A 17555-nucleotide genomic window follows, 5' to 3' on the forward strand; every position below is an offset into this window, starting at 1 on the left:
ATGGCGTTTATAGCTACGACTTTGATGGCTACCTAAGAAAGCTTCTCTCGGTCAAATTGAGGCTCGTCAGCCGTTTTGGCGGCTTGCTGTTTTTTAGAGAGGGAATGGCTTGTGGCTGGGGTTGGGGATGTGGCACTGTGTGTGAATGTTTGGGTTGGGGATTCGGATGATATTGATGGATTAAATTCTGTTAATTAAAGAGATGGAGAAATGGCGAGAGTAAACTTAGGAAAAGCTAAGGACTGGAATGATAATATAAATAAGCTTAAAACCCCTAAATGGAGTGTTCCGCGCAGGCTGGAACCTGAGAATTTTTTAGGTCTAAAGGATAAGTTTTATGTCTACGAGATAGGTTTTATCGTGAGCGGGGCTGTGGTTCAGCAAAGTTTTGCTCCGGAGGAGATACATGGCCGTGAGTACCCAAAAGCGTTTATCCCAATGTTTGTCGGGAAGGATCAAGGTAGAGGGTGTTGCGGTATAGCAGATTGTTATTACCCAGCGAATAGCAATTGTAATGAAAATATTAGAGATTACCTGGAGGTGTATAGGGATATTGCTGGTGGTTATTTTGGGTTAGCAGGGTATGGTTTTTTAAAATATGGCCTGTACTTTACTTATATTCCTCTGAAAAATCCAGCACACTTTGAGGCTCTAAAGAGATTGGGGATGTTCTATTATCCCTGGAATGATTTTGACGAGCAAAGGGTTAGGAGGGAGGCTTTGATGGCGGAGGATTTGAATGGAAGTGAAGATTTTTTCTCCACCGTTAAGGAGGTTTATCAAGGGGATACGTGGATGCTATATCCTAATCGTTGTCCTTCTGAGCTCCCTGTCAATTTTTTTGGAGAAAACCATGGTGGTGTATCTGCACCACCCCGGCTCACTGGAAGTTATTTGACGGGTGCACCTATAACTGCCGAACTTATATCCGGGGCAGTTGCCAGCTTGGTATCACAAGTGAATCAGTTTAAGGCTGAATTAGAAGGGTTTGGTGCCAAAATGGGAGTGCGGCAAAAAGTAGTTAGTCCAAGAGACAAAGTAGCCAAAATGAGAGCCGGAGTGAAGTTAAGTGCAGCAAAGGTCGAGGTGGCCAAAATTAGGGCGGAGCCAAAATCAACGGTGCCAAGAGTCGAAATGGCCAAAATGAGAGCGGGGTCAAGATTAACTATTCAAAAAAATAAAATGGCTAAAATGAGGTCGAAACCAGAGTTAACCAAAAAATAATATGAAAGTTGTGGAGAGAAAACGCTCTGGTAAGGTTCGCTTATATTTAGAGGGGGCGCAGGCTGCTCCAGTAAATTACGAATTTCAATTTAACTCAATATCCCTGTGATCTACCTTTGGGTTAAGGAAAAATGCTCTATAGAGATGCTTGGGGAGTCGCTACACTACCCTGTGATAGCGCTGACTTTTAAGCTGGCAGATGATCTATTTACTACTTTGCGGAAATCCTTATATATCTCAAGAGTTGCAGTCTGACATGTGTCTCGATATTTATATTTGCGGAATTTTTAATTGTAGATAATTATCAGTGGAGTCTATAGATGCCTTTTTTACCCATGTGGTTAATGCCCGGGAAGACATACGGGCTTATTTTGCATAGATGGAAGTTTGAGGTGGTTAGAAATTTTCGGCTTCTTAAATACTATTTTGATGAGGTTAAACCCTATTTGATAGTGGACAGCCGAGAGAGTCTTGATGTGCGACCTGATCTGGAATATGACATTTGTTCAGAGTGGAGTAGTCACGATTTGACGGAGGAACACTTTGAGACCATAGATGTTTATAGTGCTGCGGGTGAATGCTTTCTGAATAGTAATAATGCGTTTAGTAATCTCGCCAGATTGTTGAAGCCCGAGGGTATAGTGACCATAGAGTTGACTGGCTTCGGGGGCGATGGAGGGGTTTATCATGAGGGTTCTTATAAGCCTATGCTTGATTTCAGGTTTAAATCTTTTGGCTTGCGGCCAACTGAATTGTTTAGAGGTGATGATTCTCTGGTGAAATTTTCGTATCAAAAATTTTTTGATGGGTGAATTTTGAAAAGCTAAGGGTGCGCAATGGGTGAGAAAAATGATGTCTCCATAGATTAGGGGTTGTTTTATTGGTGTTTAGGTCTGGTGGTTTTTCAAAATAAATGACGCGGTATATTAAGTGCCTTTATAGCCTGGATTGGCGGGGGAGGTGGCCGGCCGCTTTCTCCTCTCTCTATTGTTGGCGCCTTATTGTTTCTTCTGTTGTTTTATTGGCTGCGATTAAACTATCGACCTATAGCGTTGCAGGTGAATATCCCGTTTAATTGCCTGGCAGCGGCTAGAGTTTTGTTGCTGGGCGGGTTGATTCCGTTTGGCTTGTGAAGTGTCCGCTGGGTAATATCTGGGGATTTTAAGCGCCATTAGCCAAAGGGATTTGAAAAATGATAGAGGTATATTGGAAAGATCTGCCTTCGTGGGAACCATTGCGCCCGTTGAGCCACTATCTGGATGCTCCAGACACTGCCGGTGTCTACGAGATCGGTTTTAGAAAGGATAAGTATATGGCCTTGCAAAATACGGCTTTTGGCTTGCATGCGGTTGGTTATCCGACGGGTTTTTACCCAATGTATGTTGGCAAGCACAGGCGTTCCCTGCGAAAGCGCCTGGGAGAGCACTTTATCGGTACCAATTCTGTCGGAAGGAATAGAAGGGGATCGAAGGCCAGCCAATCGATTAAAAACTTCTATAACAACTACTTGCCTGACTTGGAGGCCAAGCAGAACCAGATCCCAAAGGCATTGCGCTTCCCGTTAGACGGGCTGTTCTTTACCTGTATTCCCCTGCGGGAGCCGGACCAATTTGAATCTATGGTCAGGTTAAGCCATTTTAATTATCCCTGGAATCGCCGCGATGAAGGGCAGGCGAGGGATCAGGCCGAAGGTACGGAAAGCCGGGATTTCGGTTATACCTATGGGGCCAAAGCGACGCAGTTTATCGGTTGAGTGAATTATTTAGGGATAGTTGGCGGCCTTGTTACAGCGCTGCGGGGGAGAAAGGTGTGCAGGTAGTTGAGATATTGAAAGACTTGAGCCTGGAATGGACCGGCACCCACTCTTTAAAAGAGAGCCTCTCTACCCGCACGCTAACCTATGAAAGCGCCCCCCATTACTCTCTGCCGGAGGCACCACTGGCAGTGGCAAATATCAGTTTTCAGCGGCTGAACTCCCCGGTGCGCCCGACAGTTTAAGCGGTGAAAAAAGGATTAAGTGACGAGCTTATGCGAGAGTGTGAAAAAATAAATTATATTGAATTACCCTCCACAGATTTGAATAAAACCAAGGCATTTTTCCGCGAAGCTTTTGCCTGGACCTTTACCGATTACGGTGCGGAGTATAGTACTTTTTCCAATGCGGGATTGGATGGCGGCTTTTTTAAGTCGGAGCGGAAAAGTACACCAGAAAGTGGATCTGCGCTGGTGGTGCTATACAGTCGCGACCTGGAGGGTACCCTGGAAAAAGTTGTGCGCTATGGCGCTGAAATTGCCAAGCCGATTTTTTCCTTTCCCGGTGGCAGGCGCTTTCATTTTAGGGAGCCCTGCGGCAATGAGTTTGCGGTTTGGTCGGATATGGAGGCTGCGCGGCCAGATTAATATAAAAAGCCCCCGCTGTTACCCGGGGGCTTTTTATTAGCGCTTGCCGCTTCGATTAAGCTTCGAAATCGGTATCCAGCTTTTTATCTACCAGTTGCTTCTTCAGAGTGGTGTACTGGGGAATACCGTTTTTATAGGGAGGGTAGTCCTCGCCCTGGATTAAGGGCAGCAGGTAGTTGCGTCCCGCTTCAGTAATGCCGAAGCCATCTTCGCTGATGTAGTCGCGCGGCATAAACTTTTCCACGTTGGCAACTTCAGACAGCGGTGCCTCTGCGATGGACCAGCTGTACTCTTCACCTTCTGCGCGAATAATAGCCGGCATAATGGCGTTTTTGCCTGCTGCTGCCATTTCTACAGCGGCGCGGCCCACGGCGTAGGCCTGCTCGACATCGGTGGCGGAGGCGATATGGCGCGCGGCGCGCTGGAGGTAATCTGCCAGGGCCCAGTGGTACTTCAGGCCGAGTTCGCTTTTGACCATATTGGCCAGGGTCGGGGCAACACCACCCAGCTGCTTGTGGCCAAAGGCGTCGGTGGTGCCGGCGTCGGCGAGGAAGGTGCCGTCTGCGTACTGGGCGCCCTCGGAGGCGACAATCACGCAGTAACCTTTCTCGTCCACAGTCTTCTGAACTTTGGCGAGGAATTTCTCTTTATCGAAAGCGATTTCCGGGAACAGGATGATATGGGGCGCATCGCCCTCCTGCTCCTGGGCCAGGGCGCCGGCGGCGGCGATCCAGCCCGCGTGGCGACCCATCACTTCGAGGATAAATACCTTGGTGGAGGTGGCGCACATAGAGGCGACATCCATCGCCGCTTCGCGGGTGGAGACGGCAACATATTTGGCAACGGAGCCAAAGCCCGGACAGTTGTCGGTCAGCGGCAGGTCGTTATCCACAGTTTTGGGGATATGGATGGCCTGAATGGGGTAGCCCATGGTCTCGGACAGCTGGGATACTTTCAGGCAGGTATCTGCGGAGTCGCCGCCACCGTTGTAAAAAAAGTAGCCAATATTGTGCGCCTTGAAAACTTCGATCAGTCGCTCGTACTCGGCGCGATTCTCTTCCAGGCTCTTCAGTTTATAGCGGCAGGAACCAAAGGCGCCGGAGGGGGTGTGGCGCAGTGCGGCGATATCTTCTGGACTCTCCTGGCTCACGTCGATCAGTTCCTCGCGCAGTGCGCCGAGAATACCGTTGAGGCCCGCATAGACATTGCCAATTTTGTCCTGGTTTTCACGCGCAGCTTCGATTACGCCGCAGGCGGATGCGTTGATCACGGCGGTCACACCACCGGACTGCGCATAGAAGGCGTTCTTTTTCGACATGGTTATCCTGTGTTTTAGAGATATAGGAAAGTGTTCCGATCCGGTAATCCGCCTCGCATCTCGTTTTAAGGCCTGTGCCAGTGGGGATAACCGGGAGCTCGTATCGGGGTTGGCACTACTGGGAAAATCCTACTCCCGCTGAGGGGATGAGGCCAGCCAGTGCGGGGGTGGAGTCTAATGGAATAGCGATAAAATTGCATGGTAACTGCGGTATTTGGCAATTACTGCCCCGATTTGCCATGTTAAGCTTGCGCCGCAACCCGTAGGAGTACACTTTTCCGCTATGCATATTCATATATTAGGTATTTGCGGCACATTTATGGGCAGCTTGGCCCAGTTGGCAGTGGCGGAAGGCCACCGCGTTACCGGCAGTGATGCCAATGTCTATCCGCCCATGAGCACCCAGTTGCAACTGGCGGGTATCCAGATTACCGAGGGCTATGATGCCGCGCAGCTGGAGCCGGCCCCGGACCTGGTGATTATCGGCAACGCTATGTCCCGGGGGAATCCGGCGGTGGAGGCGGTACTGGAGAAGGGGCTGCCCTATACCTCCGGCGCCCAGTGGTTGTGCGATCACTTCTTGGGCAATCGCTGGGTATTGGCGGTGTCCGGTACCCACGGTAAAACCACCACCGCCAGTATGCTGGCCTGGATTCTGGAAGCGGCAGATATGCAGCCGGGCTTCCTGATCGGCGGGGTGCCGGGTAATTTTGGCGTTTCCGCCCGCCTGGGAGAGTCCCCCTTCTTTATTGTCGAAGCGGATGAATATGACACCGCCTTTTTCGACAAGCGCTCCAAATTTGTACACTATCGCCCGCGCACCGTGATTATCAACAATCTCGAATTTGACCACGCGGATATCTTTGAAGATCTGGCGGCGATCCAGAAACAGTTCCACCACCTGGTGCGCACGGTGCCCGCCAGCGGCCTGATTGTGGCCTCTGCGGAGCAGAATGTAGAGCAGGTGCTGGAGAAAGGCTGCTGGAGTGAAGTGCAGCGGGTCGGCGATGATTGGTGCGCGGTGGATGTCGCCGCCGATGGCAGCCGTTTTAGCGTCCAGTTTGCCGGTGAGACCGTGGCGCGGGTCGAGTGGGACCTGACCGGGCAACACAATGTACAAAATGGCCTCGCCGCGATAGCGGCGGCGCGCCATGTGGGGGTTACCCCGGAATTGAGTGCGGCGGCCCTGGGGCGCTTCCAGGGGGTTAAGCGCCGTATGGAGTGCCTGGGTGAGGTTGCCGGCATCCGTGTCTACGATGATTTTGCCCACCACCCCACGGCGATAGAATCCACTCTGAACGGCCTGCGCGCAAAAGTGGGGCAGGACAAAATTATTGCCCTGATTGAGCCGCGCTCCAACACCATGCGCATGGGGATACACCGGGAGGCCCTGGCCCAGGCCTGCTCCGGGGCCGATATGGTGCTGTGGTATCAGCCCCAGGGGATGAACTGGTCGCTGGATCAAGTTATCCACGACAGCCCGGTACCGGCAAAAGTGTTTGACTCCGTTGAAAGTGGGGTGGCACTGGCGGTGGAACTCGCCGCTGAGGGCAGCCATATCGTGGTGATGAGCAACGGCGGCTTTGGCGGTATCCACCAGCGCTTGATCGGCGCCCTGGAACAGAAATACGATCTGTAAGTCAGACAATCACTGCCCTTGCGCCACCCAGTGTGCGCGGGGCCGAATAAGGGATCGACCTTGCACCAATCCTCTTTCGAAAAAACCGTGACCCTGGCCATGACCGGGGCTTCCGGTGCCCAGTACGGTTTGCGCCTGCTGCAATGCCTGTTGGCGGCGAACGTTCGCGTATGGCTACTGCTGTCCGAGGCGGCCCAGGTGGTGATCAACACCGAAACCGATATGCAGCTGCCCGAGGGCGATGAGCGCGAGTTACAGGCGTTTCTCGCCGAGCGCTTTGCCGCGCAGGCGGGACAGCTGACTCTGTTTAGCAAGCGGGACTGGTTTTCCCCGGTGGCCTCGGGAACCGGAGCCCCCGCCAGTATGGTGATCTGCCCGGCCAGTGGCGGCACCCTGTCGGCGGTGGCCTGCGGGGCCTCGAACAACCTGATTGAGCGGGCCGCCGATGTGGCCCTGAAAGAGCGCCGCCAGTTAATCCTGGTCCCCCGCGAGGCGCCTTACTCCGAGATTCACCTGGAAAATATGCTCAAGCTCACCCGTATGGGAGCGATGATTCTGCCGGCCAGCCCGGGTTTTTACCAGAAGCCCGGCTCGGTCGAAGATATTGTGGACTTCGTGGTGGCGCGGCTGCTCGACCAATTGGGTATAGAGCAGAAACTCCTGCCCAGTTGGGGGGATCAAAATGGTTGAGACGGTAAAGCCGAGTATCACCATTCACTTTTGTGTGCAGTGCAACTGGATGTTGCGCGCTACCTGGATGGCCCAGGAGTTGCTGTACACATTTGCCAGTGATTTAAATCAGGTTGCGTTGCAGCCCGGTAGTGGGGGAGTATTCGAAATTCGGATTGGTGAAAATTTAATCTGGGAGCGCAAGCGCGACGGCGGTTTCCCCGAAGCCAAGGAGCTTAAGCGGCGGGTCAGGGACACCCTGTTTCCCGGTCGTGACCTGGGACATATCGATAAACCCTGAAAAAAGTTTCAATAAAACAGCGCTATGGCAAATTCAGGTTTGCGAAATCATTGCCGGGGCGAACAATGTTTGTGCCGCAATGCGGTCAGTTTTTAGTTTGGATAAGAAGCGGAATTTTATGCTACCAGCTTTACAGAAGTCCTATGAATACCTGGTGACCAAGCGACCCGCTGCGGTGTTGGTGGTGATCGGCTTGTTAACCCTGCTGGCGGCCCTGGGCCTGCCCCGGCTGAAGATCGACGCCTCCGCCGATTCCCTGACATTGGAGGCCGATCAATCCCTGGATTACTTCCGCGAGATTTCCGAGCGCTATGCCAGTGGCGACTTCCTCGTCGTTACCTACCGCTCCAAGACCGGGGACCTGTTCAGCGATGAGTCCCTGCACACCCTGGGCAAGTTGCGGGATCAACTGGCCAAGGTCGACGGTGTGTCCAGTGTGCAGAGCATTCTCGATGTGCCCCTGTTGTACAGCCCCAAACTGGCGCTCACCGATATCAGCGATGAGGTGCGCACCCTCTCCAGGCCCGATGTGGACCGGGATATGGCCCGGCAAGAGTTCCTCTCCAGCCCAATTTATCGGGAGCTGATCCTGAGCCCGGACGGGCAGACAACCGCACTGCTGGCGAACTTAACCCTGGATAGCCGGGGTATTGAGATGGTGCGCGAGCGGGATGCCCTGCGCAGCAAGCGCAATAGCGAGGGCCTGACCCCGCAAGAGGCCGCTCGCCTGGAAGAGATAAGCGCGGTCTACCTGGCCCACCGCACTGAACAGGAGAAAGTGGCTCACCAGCGGGTCGATACGGTGCGCGCTATCCTGGCCGGCTACAGCGGTGAGGCGGAGCTGTTCCTCGGTGGTGTAACCATGATTACCGCCGATATGATTTCGTTTATTAAAAGCGACCTGCTGGTTTTCGGTATCGGTATTCTCGCTTTTATCGTGATCACCCTGCTGCTGATTTTCCGCCAGCCGCGCTGGGTACTGCTGCCGCTGCTGACCTGTGTCACCACTGCGATTGTGATGCTGGGGCTGCTCAGCTGGCTGGACTGGCGACTCACGGTGATCTCGGCCAACTTTGTCGCGCTGCTGCTGATTATCACCCTGGCGATCACGATTCATCTGGCCGTGCGCTACCGGGAATATATCGCCCAGAACCCGGACTGGGATCTTGAAACGCTGGTGTTGCAGACGGTGCGCTTTATGGCCAAGCCCTGTCTGTATACCGCGCTGACCACCATTGTGGCTTTTGCCTCTCTGGTGGTGAGCGGCATCCGCCCGGTAATCGACTTTGGCTGGATGATGACAATGGGGGTGACCGTGGCCCTGCTGCTGTCGTTCCTGATTATTCCCAGCTTCCTGATGCTGCTGCCGAAGCGCGTGGGCAGTGTGAGTGCGGATAACTCCCACGCATTTACCCTGCAATTTTCCCGCTTTGCCGAGCGCCACAAGTTTGTAGTGCTGGGTATCTCCCTGGTCGCAGCGGTGGTGAGCGTGGTGGGGATTGCGCAGTTGAAAGTGGAAAACCGTTTTATCGATTACTTCGACGATTCCACTGAGATTTACCAGGGCATGCTGGTGATCGACCGCCGCCTGGGCGGCACCGTGACCCTGGATATTATTCTGGATCAGCCCGAGGAGCAGGACGCGGCCTTCGAGGGCGAGGAGGACCCCTTCGCGATGGAAGCCGAGGAAGACCCCTTCGCCGTGGAGGAGGACCCTTTTGCCAGCGATGATCCTTTCGGCAGTGAAGAGGCATCCCCGGAGCAGAGCTACTGGTTTACCGTGGCCGGCTTGAGCAAACTGGAGCAGTTGCACGATTACCTGGAGCAGCAGCCGGAGATTGGCAAGGTGCAATCACTGGCAACCCTGTACAAGGTCGCCAAAGATCTGAAAGGCGGCCCCCTCAATGACTTTGAGCTGGCAGTGGCCAATACCAGCCTGCCGGCAGAAATCCGCTCGGTGCTGGTAAATCCCTACCTGTCGGCGGAGAACAACCAGGCCCGCATTACCCTGCGGGTGATGGAGACAGACCCGACGCTGCGCCGGGATGAATTGATCCAGCGTATCTACAACTACGCCCACAATGAGATGGGTGTAGCCCCGGAAAATATCCACCAGACCGGCCTGCTGGTTCTGTATAACAATATGTTGCAGAGTCTGTTCAAGTCCCAGATTCTGACTTTGGGTGCGGTCTTTGTCGGCATCCTGCTGATGTTCCTGGTGCTGTTCCGCTCCCTGTGGATAGCGCTGATCGCGCTGGTGCCGAATATGTTGGCTGCCTGCGTGGTACTCGGTGGTATGGGGCTCGCGGGTATTCCGCTGGATATGATGACGATTACTATCGCCGCGATTACCGTGGGCATCGGTGTGGATCACGCGATTCACTACCTGTATCGCTTCCGCGCCGAGTTTGCCAAAGACGGCAATTACCTGGCGACCATGCACCGCAGCCATGCCACTATCGGCCGCGCCATGTTCTACACCGCGATTACGATTATTGCCGGTTTCTCAATTCTGGCGCTGTCGAAGTTTGTGCCGTCGATTTACTTCGGCCTGCTCACCGCGCTGGCGATGTCTGCCGCACTGCTGGGTTCCCTGACCCTGCTGCCGCTGTTGCTGGTGATGTTCAAGCCCCTCGGTCGCCAGAGACAGGCCGATGAGGTCGAGCCCGAGGTGTCGCTACAGGAGGCGCCGAGCGCCTGAAGAGAAGGAATTTGGAGTACAAAAAAGCCGGGATAATCCCGGCTTTTTTGTGTCTGCTAAACAGCGCGGACTCAGTCCTGGCGGCTGGTGATTTCCAGCAGGTGGTAGCCAAACTGGGTTTTGACCGGGCCGTGCACCTTGTGCAGCTCCTCGGAAAATACGACCTTGTCGAATTCGGGAACCATCATTCCCTTGCTGAAGGAGCCCAGGTCACCGCCGGAACGGCTAGAGGGGCACTGGGAGTACTGCTCGGCAATTTTGCCGAAGTCAGCGCCGTTCTCAATTTGCTGTTTCAGGTCCTGGCACTGCTGCTCACTTTCAACCAGGATGTGACGAGCGGTTGCTGTAGGCATGAAAAATCTCCGTTTGGTCAATTTACCGCAGCAGCTTAAAGGCTGGGTGTTGGGCTTGCCAGAGACAATTGTCCCAAATTGGAAAAACTTACCCCAATTCGGCGGATTGGCGGTAAAAAGTCTGGTGCCCCGCCACAGGCTATCCCCGGGCGGTGGTATCTTTAGGGCACAGCAAAATAATGAGTGACCACCTTGCAACAGATTCCCCTTTTTCCCCTCAGTGTCCCCCTGTATCCCGGCGTAACTTTGCCCCTGCGGATTTTTGAGCAGCGCTATATTCACCTTGTCAGTGAGTCCATGAAAACCAATAGCGGTTTTGGCATTGTATTGATTCGCTCCGGGGGCGAAGTGGGGCGGGCCTCTGTATGGCCTCTCGGCGTGTATGTCGAGATTGTCGACTGGGGGCAGGGCGAGGGGGGCCTGCTGAACGTAGAGGTGAAAGGCCGGCGCCGCTTTCGCATCGTCAGAACCAGTCGCGCAGAAGATGACTTGCTTCTGGGGGAGGTGGAGTGGCTGCCCGAGGACGAGGAAAAACCGGTTCCGGTGGATTGCGACGGCCTCCTGTCGGTGTTGGAGGAGCTCAAGGAGCGGGCGCACACACTGTCGCTCAAATTTGAGCCGGTGGATTCGGCCGACGCGCTCTCCTGGCAGCTGGCACAACTTTTGCCGCTGGAAGACAAGGTGCGCACAGACCTGTTGGCGGTGCGAGATCCGCTTATGCGGCTTGCGACCATCGCGGAGAACCTGGACCGCTGGGCCCGGGAATAGACCGCTATAAAACCCTGGGGCGCGGCAATCGGCACTTTCAAGCGGATCGCGCTGGGTTATACTGCGCGGCCGACCGGATTTTGCACGGAGAGCCAAGTGACCGCCACAGACACCGCTGATCAGCAATCCACCCGCGCCAAGCTCGAACATATGGGGCGTGCCGCCCGCGCCGCAGCCAGACAGATAGCTGGCGCCGATACCGCTACCAAAAATCGCGCCCTCAAAGCCATCGCCGCCCAACTGGAGGCCCAGCGACCGTCTTTATTAGAGGCCAATGCACTGGATATGCAGGCGGGGCGCGAGCGCGGCTTGGACGCGGCTCTGCTCGACCGCCTGGAACTTAACGATGCCCGTATCGACGCTATGATCGAGGGGCTGACCCAGGTTGCAGAACTGCCCGACCCGGTGGGGGAAGTTGCAGACTTGCGCTACCGCCCCAGCGGTATCCAAGTGGGCAAAATGCGTGTGCCCCTGGGGGTGGTGGGCATTATTTATGAGTCCAGACCCAATGTGACCATCGATGCGGCCAGCCTGTGCCTGAAATCCGGCAATGCCACCATTTTGCGTGGGGGCAGTGAAGCGCTGCACTCCAACAAGGCAATTGCCAGCTGTATTGTGGCCGGCCTGCGCGAAGCGGGTTTGCCGGAAACGACGGTGCAGGTTGTAGATACCACCGATCGCGCGGCGGTGGGTGCCCTGATTACCATGCCGGAATATGTGGATGTGATTGTTCCCCGCGGCGGTACGGGCCTGATTGAAAGGATCAGCCGCGAGGCGCGGGTACCGGTGATCAAACACCTGCACGGTGTCTGCCACGTCTATATTGATGACCGTGCCGATCTGCAAAAGGCATTTGATATCGCCCTCAATGCCAAGACTCACCGCTACGGTGTTTGCAACGCCATGGAGACACTTTTAGTTGCCGAGACGGTTGCGGCGGATATACTGCCGCGCTTGGCCAGTGCCTACGGGGAGAAAGGGGTGGAGCTGCGCGGTTGTGACCGCACCCGTGAAATCCTTCCCCACTGTGTTGCGGCGACAGAGGAGGATTGGAGCGAGGAGTACCTGGCCCCGGTTCTCGCCGTGCGGGTTGTCGCGGATATGGCGGCGGCCATGGCGCATATCGCCCGTTACGGTTCCGGTCATACCGAGGCCATTGTCACCCAGGACTACAGTCGCAGCCGTCGCTTTATGAGTGCTGTGGATGCCAGTTCGGTGATGATTAACGCTTCCACCCGCTTTGCGGATGGTTTCGAATACGGACTGGGGGCGGAAATTGGTATCAGTACTGATAAAATCCATGCCCGTGGCCCGGTTGGTCTGGAGGGACTGACCTCGCAGAAATGGATTGTGTTCGGGGATGGCCATATCCGCCAATAGATATTTTCCCGCAGGCGCTGCGAGCACGAGAGGTAATAGTGGCGAGCAAAAGGCATACACTGGCCCTGTTTGGCGGCACCTTTGATCCGATCCATTTCGGTCATCTGCGCATGGCGCTGGAGCTGCGCCAGCTGCTCGAATTTGATGAGATGCGCCTGCTGCCGAGTCACCAGCCGGCCCACCGGCAGAGCCCCGGGGTCTCCTCCCGCCAGCGCAGCGAAATGCTGGCCCTGGCGCTGGAGGGTTGTGAGGAATTAACTCTGGATGAGCGGGAACTTGTTCGCGGCGGCTCAACCTATACGGTGGATACTCTGGAGGAGCTGCGCAGTGAGCTGGGAGACGAAGTCTCCATCAGTTTCTGTATGGGACTGGATTCCCTGTTGAGTTTGCATCGCTGGCACCGCTGGGAGCGCCTCTTGGAACTGGCGCACTTAGTAGTGGTGACCCGGCCCGGTTGGCATTTGCCGGATCGGGATAGTGAAGGGCAGGGGCCCCTTGTCGAGTTGTTGGAGCGCCACCGGGGCACTGCTACAGACTTGCATACCCGGGCCTATGGCTGCCTACTGTTGCGGGAACAGAGCCTGCTGCCAATTTCCGCGACACAAATTCGTGAATTAATTAAAAGTGGTCAATCGCCACGCTATTTATTGCCGGCCACAGTGTTGCAGTACATAGAAAACCATCGACTTTATACAGAGGTCGCCTCCGGCGACCCGCAATGAATCAAGGTGTTATGACAAATATTAAAGATATCGCTCTCAACGCGCTGGAGGATTTGAAAGGTAAGGATATCGTTGATCTGGATGTCTCCGGACTTTCAGATGTAATGGATAGCCTGCTGATCTGCACCGGTACTTCCAGCCGCCAGGTAAAATCTCTGGCAGAGAACGTTGTGGACGACCTGAAGAAAGAAGGTATCCGCCCTATTGGCGTTGAAGGCGTCGAGCAGGGCGAGTGGGTGTTAGTTGACTATGGCGATCTAGTCGTTCATGTCATGCTCGCCGATGTTCGCGGCTTCTACGACCTGGAGAAACTCTGGTCCATGACGCCGAACACCCGCGACGATGCCGATGGCAGCGATCCACACCGGGATTAATCGCTGTGAAAATCCGCATTCTGGCCGCCGGTGGAAAAATGCCGGCTTGGGTGCAGGAGGGCTACGCCGAGTACGCCAAGCGCCTGCCCCGGGAAATCGCCCTGGAAATGGTGGAAATCCCCCTGGGGCAGCGGGGCCAAAAAAGCTCTGCGGCCCTGATTGAAAAAGCGCGTAAAAAAGAGGGTGAGGCAATGCTCGCCGCTGTGGGCCCTCGGGATCACGTGGTGGCGCTCGATGTGAAAGGCAAGCCCTGGAGCACCGAGCAGCTGTCGACCCAGCTGAGGGATTGGCAGCTACTGGGGGAAAATGTCAGTCTGTTTATCGGTGGGCCCGACGGCTTATCTGAAGACTGCCTCGCCCGCGCGCGCCAGCGCTGGTCCCTGTCCCCACTCACCTTGCCCCACCCGCTGGTGAGGGTGGTTTTGGCGGAACAAATTTATCGCGCCTGGACTCTATTGGCCGGGCACCCCTATCACAAATAATGGGTTTGCGATAAGTCGTGGAGAGATTTGCCGACTCGGTTCTCTCTCCCGGCTCGCCCTGTGTTAATGTAGGATTTAGATTTTTTGCACGCCAGTCAAAAACCATCGACTAGATTCTGATGCCGCACGATTACCGCTTCAAGGTCCCCTTCAAGGCCTCTTTTCAGCCTTCGCCCAAGGACCCGCTCAAGGATCCCCTTACCGAACAGCGGCTGTTTCGCAACCGAATGCTGGTGGCGCTTGTGGGGGTGATCGCTCTGCTGGGGGTTTTAGTTGCGCGCTTTTACAACTTGCAGGTAGTGAATTACGAAGACTACCGCACCGCCTCTGATATTAACCGCATTCAGGTACGCCCGGTCGCGCCGACCCGGGGCTTGATCTACGACCGCAATGGCCTCTTATTGGCGGATAACCGCCCCAGTTACAGCTTGTTGATTGTGAGCGAGCGGGTTCGCGAGATGGACGCCACCCTGGAGCTGATCGGCAATCTGGTGCGGCTCGATGAAAACGATATCGCCAAATTCCGCAAGCGCCTCAAACGCCCGCGCGCCTCATATGCGCCAGTCCCCCTCCGTTTTCGACTGACCGACGATGAAATAGCCCGTATCAGTGTCAATCAATTCCGTATGCCGGGGGTGTCGGTGGGGGCGGAGTTGGTGCGCTACTACCCCCTTGGAGACCTCTTTGCCCACAGTGTGGGCTATATGGGGCGAATCAGTGACCGCGATCTGAGTAATTTTACTGAGGGTGATGTGCGCCGCTATAGCGGTACTCGCAGCATTGGCAAGGTCGGGCTGGAGCGCTCCTACGAGGACCTGCTACTGGGGGAGGTCGGTTATGAGAATGTTGAGGTCAATGCCCATGAGCGGGTATTGCGGGTACTTGAGCGCGAGGACCCCAAGCCCGGTGCGGACCTGGTCCTCAACTTGGATGCGCGCCTGCAACAGGTGGCCTCGGATGCCCTCGGTGACCGTCGCGGTGCGGTGGTCGCGATCGATGTGAACAGCGGTGGCGTGCTGGCGTTTGTCAGTAAGCCGTCCTTCGACCCCAACTTATTTGTGACCGGTATCAGCTTTGCCGACTACCGCGCCCTCAGTGATTCCCTCGATGTCCCCCTGTTTAATCGCGCGGTGCAGGGGCGCTATCCGCCCGGTTCTACGATAAAGCCACTGATGGGATTGGGGGGGCTTCAGGCGGGTATTATCACTCGGGAAACTACCGTCAAGGACCCTGGCTTCTACAAGCTGCCCAACGATCCCCGCATCTACCGCGACCACGTGCGTTGGGGCCACGGCGACAAGGTAGATCTGATACAGGCCACGGCGCAGAGCTGTGATGTCTACTTCTGGGATATGGCGCACCGCTGGGATATCGATGAGATGCACAGCATTGCCACTCATTTTGGCCTGGGCGCCAAGACCGGGATCGATCTGCCGATAGAGAGTTCAGGGTTGTTTCCGTCGCGGGATTGGAAGCGCGGTGCCCGGGGTATGCCCTGGTTTCCCGGCGACAGTTTAAATGCGGTACTGGGGCAGGGCTTTGTCTTGGCGACACCACTGCAATTGGCAGTGATGACGGCAACGATTGCCAATCGCGGTACCCACTACCGCCCGCAGATGGTCAAGTCGATCAATGGGGTGGCACAGCCCGCAGAGATACTGCACAACTTTGAGGCCCGCCCGGATCACTGGGACCTGGTGTTTGAGGGGATGGAGGCCGTGGTCAACCATCGCACCGGCACCGGCAAGCGGGCCGGCAGAGACTTGGATTTCCGCGTGGCGGGTAAATCCGGTACTGCCCAGGTGGTCGGTATTGCCCAGGGGGCGCGTTATGACTCAGAAGCCCTACAGGAACGCCACCGCGATCACGCTCTGTTTGTGGCCTTTGCCCCGCTGGATAATCCCCGTATTGCCGTCTCTGTGCTGGTTGAAAACGGTGAGGGCGGGGGAAAGGTGGCGGCACCTATAGCGCGGGAGCTATTTGCCGAGTGGGTGCCACGGCAGCAACAAGAGTCGCAGAAAACGGCAGATACGATGAGTTTGAGTGAGGGGGCGGGCAATAATGGCTAGTCGCGACTTTTCCCACCGTTTATCAGAGGTCCACGGTAGTCTGCGCAAACCGGTCAGTCTCTCCCGTCGCCTGCACATTGATATACCGCTGCTGGTGCTGTTGTTGGTGCTGGCTGCGGTGGGGCTCGGGGTGCTGTACAGCGCCTCCGGCGGCGATATGAACTATGTGCGCCGCCAGTCGATCTTTATGTGCGCGGCTTTTGTCGGCATGTTTATCGTGGCGCAAATTCCCCTCGACTTCTACAGGCGCTGGTCTCCCTGGGCCTATTTGGGCGGCTGTGTGCTCCTGGTCGGGGTGTTGTTTATTGGCACCAAGGCGATGGGCGCACAGCGCTGGCTGGAAATCGGTGGGTTTCGCTTTCAGCCATCGGAGGTGATGAAGCTCGGTGTGCCTATGGCGGTGGCGGCTTACCTGCATCAGCGCCGCCTGCCGCCCTCGCTGCCGACAGTGATGGGCGCACTGGCGATTGTAGCGATTCCGGCAGCGCTGATTGTGCGCCAGCCGGATTTGGGCACTTCAATCCTGATTGCCGCGTCTGGGCTTTTTGCCCTGTACCTGGCGGGGTTGAGCTGGGCGATGATCGGAGCAGCGGCAATGACTTTGTTGGTTGCCGCCTATCCTATCTGGCACTGGGGGCTCCACGATTACCAGCGACAGCGAATTTTGACTCTGCTCAATCCAGACGATGATCGTTTTGGCGCGGGTTGGAATATATTTAACTCCAAGGCGGCTATCGGCTCAGGTGGTGTCTACGGCAAGGGCTACCTTCAGGGCACCCAGTCGCAGCTGGATTTCCTGCCGGAGAGCCACACCGATTTTATTATCGCGGTACTGTCGGAGGAGTGGGGGATGCGCGGCGCCTTGTTACTGCTTTTGCTATATGTACTAATTATCTCCCGTGGTATTTATATTAGCTTTATGGCCCAACACGTATTTGGCCGGCTGCTGGCTGGGAGTATAACTCTCACTTTTTTTGTCTATGTCTTTGTAAACATTGGTATGGTTACAGGATTATTGCCGGTGGTCGGTGTACCTTTGCCCGTGATCAGTTATGGCGGGACATCCCTAATTACGTTGATGGCCGGGTTTGGCCTGCTGATGGCTGTTGCGACTGAGCGGCGCCGAGTACATTTTTAATAGGCGCTTTAAGGAAA

The 17555-nt window shown here is 55.5% G+C and carries 18 protein-coding genes; 16 read left to right on the plus strand and 2 right to left on the minus strand.

What is annotated here, in order from left to right:
- Positions 1-210: 210 nt before the first annotated feature.
- The 5 genes from ACJJIF_RS19090 (at position 211) to ACJJIF_RS19110 (ending at position 3624) form a co-directional block, all read left to right on the plus strand.
- Positions 211-1224 (plus strand): hypothetical protein, encoded by a 1014-nt coding sequence (locus tag ACJJIF_RS19090; RefSeq protein ID WP_444929860.1) that lies wholly within the window; start codon positions 211-213, stop codon positions 1222-1224.
- Positions 1225-1544: 320 nt separating this feature from the next.
- On the plus strand, positions 1545-2036 hold the full coding sequence (locus tag ACJJIF_RS19095) for a hypothetical protein (RefSeq protein WP_444929861.1): 492 nt from the start codon (positions 1545-1547) through the stop codon (positions 2034-2036).
- A 380-nt stretch (positions 2037-2416) separates the two neighbouring features.
- Positions 2417-2977 (plus strand): hypothetical protein, encoded by a 561-nt coding sequence (locus tag ACJJIF_RS19100; protein WP_444929862.1) that lies wholly within the window; start codon positions 2417-2419, stop codon positions 2975-2977.
- A gap of 56 nt (positions 2978-3033) precedes the next feature.
- A complete protein-coding gene (locus ACJJIF_RS19105; RefSeq protein WP_444929863.1) occupies positions 3034-3222 on the plus strand; it encodes a hypothetical protein in 189 nt (62 codons plus the stop codon).
- Between the two features lie 3 nt (positions 3223-3225).
- Entirely contained in the window at positions 3226-3624 is a 399-nt protein-coding gene (locus ACJJIF_RS19110) for a VOC family protein (protein ID WP_444929864.1), read from the plus strand.
- 55 nt (positions 3625-3679) lie between these two features.
- Here ACJJIF_RS19110 and ACJJIF_RS19115 read toward each other — a convergent pair whose 3' ends face one another.
- Positions 3680-4942 carry a 6-phosphofructokinase gene (locus tag ACJJIF_RS19115; RefSeq protein ID WP_444929865.1) on the minus strand — a complete coding sequence of 421 codons (1263 nt, stop codon included), beginning with the start codon at positions 4940-4942 and terminating at the stop codon, positions 3680-3682.
- A 283-nt stretch (positions 4943-5225) separates the two neighbouring features.
- Between ACJJIF_RS19115 and mpl the strand changes: the two genes are divergently transcribed.
- The 4 genes from mpl to ACJJIF_RS19135 all read left to right on the plus strand — a co-directional run bounded on the left by mpl (position 5226) and on the right by ACJJIF_RS19135 (position 10252).
- Complete coding sequence (gene mpl / locus ACJJIF_RS19120) at positions 5226-6581, plus strand: UDP-N-acetylmuramate:L-alanyl-gamma-D-glutamyl-meso-diaminopimelate ligase (RefSeq protein WP_444929866.1); 1356 nt, start codon at positions 5226-5228, stop codon at positions 6579-6581.
- A 99-nt stretch (positions 6582-6680) separates the two neighbouring features.
- Positions 6681-7271, plus strand: coding sequence for a flavin prenyltransferase UbiX (locus ACJJIF_RS19125; RefSeq protein ID WP_444932382.1), 591 nt, complete (start codon positions 6681-6683; stop codon positions 7269-7271).
- Complete coding sequence (locus ACJJIF_RS19130) at positions 7264-7551, plus strand: Rdx family protein (RefSeq protein WP_444929867.1); 288 nt, start codon at positions 7264-7266, stop codon at positions 7549-7551. Before ACJJIF_RS19125 ends, ACJJIF_RS19130 begins: the two co-directional genes overlap by 8 nt.
- Before the next feature lie 118 nt (positions 7552-7669).
- Positions 7670-10252: an efflux RND transporter permease subunit gene (locus tag ACJJIF_RS19135; protein WP_444929868.1), complete on the plus strand. Its 2583-nt coding sequence runs from the start codon at positions 7670-7672 to the stop codon at positions 10250-10252.
- 71 nt (positions 10253-10323) lie between these two features.
- Here the strand turns inward: ACJJIF_RS19135 and ACJJIF_RS19140 are convergent, their stop codons facing one another.
- Positions 10324-10605, minus strand: a complete 282-nt coding sequence (locus tag ACJJIF_RS19140) for a peptidylprolyl isomerase (RefSeq protein ID WP_108734321.1) — start codon at positions 10603-10605, stop codon at positions 10324-10326.
- Between the two features lie 183 nt (positions 10606-10788).
- Here ACJJIF_RS19140 and ACJJIF_RS19145 point away from each other — a divergent pair, with 183 nt between their 5' ends.
- From ACJJIF_RS19145 to rodA, 7 genes are all read left to right on the plus strand, one after another.
- Positions 10789-11373 carry an LON peptidase substrate-binding domain-containing protein gene (locus tag ACJJIF_RS19145; protein ID WP_444929869.1) on the plus strand — a complete coding sequence of 195 codons (585 nt, stop codon included), beginning with the start codon at positions 10789-10791 and terminating at the stop codon, positions 11371-11373.
- A 96-nt stretch (positions 11374-11469) separates the two neighbouring features.
- Complete coding sequence (locus tag ACJJIF_RS19150; protein WP_444929870.1) at positions 11470-12753, plus strand: glutamate-5-semialdehyde dehydrogenase; 1284 nt, start codon at positions 11470-11472, stop codon at positions 12751-12753.
- A 38-nt stretch (positions 12754-12791) separates the two neighbouring features.
- Positions 12792-13475 carry a nicotinate-nucleotide adenylyltransferase gene (gene nadD / locus ACJJIF_RS19155; protein ID WP_444929871.1) on the plus strand — a complete coding sequence of 228 codons (684 nt, stop codon included), beginning with the start codon at positions 12792-12794 and terminating at the stop codon, positions 13473-13475.
- Positions 13472-13849, plus strand: a complete 378-nt coding sequence (gene rsfS / locus ACJJIF_RS19160) for a ribosome silencing factor (protein ID WP_444929872.1) — start codon at positions 13472-13474, stop codon at positions 13847-13849. Before nadD ends, rsfS begins: the two co-directional genes overlap by 4 nt.
- Before the next feature lie 5 nt (positions 13850-13854).
- Positions 13855-14331 (plus strand): 23S rRNA (pseudouridine(1915)-N(3))-methyltransferase RlmH, encoded by a 477-nt coding sequence (gene rlmH / locus ACJJIF_RS19165; protein ID WP_444929873.1) that lies wholly within the window; start codon positions 13855-13857, stop codon positions 14329-14331.
- Between the two features lie 227 nt (positions 14332-14558).
- Positions 14559-16400 (plus strand): penicillin-binding protein 2, encoded by a 1842-nt coding sequence (gene mrdA, locus ACJJIF_RS19170; protein WP_444932383.1) that lies wholly within the window; start codon positions 14559-14561, stop codon positions 16398-16400.
- The gene (rodA, locus tag ACJJIF_RS19175; RefSeq protein WP_444929874.1) at positions 16393-17538 is read left to right on the plus strand and encodes a rod shape-determining protein RodA; all 1146 of its coding nucleotides are present in this window, start codon (positions 16393-16395) and stop codon (positions 17536-17538) included. The genes mrdA and rodA overlap by 8 nt, the downstream gene beginning before the upstream one ends.
- Positions 17539-17555 lie beyond the last annotated feature (17 nt).

This window comes from Microbulbifer regidiadema (SeqCode), assembly GCF_052467605.1.